We start from the raw sequence: 877 nt of genomic DNA, 5'->3' as shown, positions 1-877 counted from the left end.
GCGGCGCCGGCACGGAGGCGGTGCGGCGGTGCGGCAGGCCGTCCCGGAGCGAAGCGCACCGGACGGGGCGGAAGGTGCAGCGGAGGGCCGCCACCGTCACCCGGTCCGGGCGGCACCGTCCACCACCGGGTCCGTGACCCGCCGCCGGAGCGCCCGCGGGGCCCGGTGCCGGCAGGAACCGCGGTGGCCGGCGGCGGCCGGCGGCGGTGGCCGTTCCCGAGGCGGTCAGACGGCGCGCGCGGTCAGGCTGGCGTCCGGCGCGGTGTCGGCCGTGCCCGACGGCACGGGCACACCGAGATCGGAGCAGAGCGCCGCGGCGGCCCGGCGGGCCGAGGAGAGTTCGCCGCCGATGCCGGGCGTGTCGCGGTGATCGCCGCACACGTACACCCCGGCCAGCAGCCGCACCCGCCGCTGCCCCGCGTACGGCGGCGCGGCGGCCGGCACGGCGCGCGGGTCGTGGCGCACGGCCAGCAGTTCCCACTCGTGGGCCGGCGCGTCGTGCAGCGCGGAGAGCTGGGCGCGGGCCGCCTTGTCCAGCAGCTCCGGCGGTTCGCCCGCATCCCGTCCCAGTACCACCGAGGTGACCAGGACCCTTCCGCGCGGCGCACGGGACGGGTCGGCGGCCGAGGCGGCCAGCGAGTGCGCCACCGGACCGCGCCGCGCGGTGTCCACCACCAGGGCCGGGCCGGTGGCCGGCTCCTCCGGCGCGGCGTGGTGCAGCACCGTCACCGGGTGGTGGTCCGGCACCCGCAGGCCCTCCAGCAGCCCGGCCGCCCGGTGCGCGCCCGTGGCCACCAGCACCGCGCGGCAGCGCAGCGCGCCGTGGCCGTCCGTCTGCACGGAGCCGGCGGCCACCGACACCGCGCGCACCCCGGTG

General features: G+C 80.8%; 1 protein-coding gene. It reads right to left on the bottom strand.

Features of this window, described 5'->3' with window-relative positions; all coding sequences use genetic code 11:
• Positions 1-225: 225 nt before the first annotated feature.
• Positions 226-877, bottom strand: a 652-nt coding sequence (locus tag GQS09_RS28315) for an FAD-dependent oxidoreductase (RefSeq protein WP_207958393.1), incomplete at its 5' end; no start/stop codon positions are given.

The sequence above is a fragment of the Streptomyces sp. YIM 98790 genome, from assembly GCF_011421595.1.
Taxonomy (GTDB): Bacteria; Actinomycetota; Actinomycetes; order Streptomycetales; family Streptomycetaceae; genus Streptomyces.
Note: the sequence above shows the minus strand (reverse complement) of the source record. Positions and strands in the feature narration are given on the sequence as shown.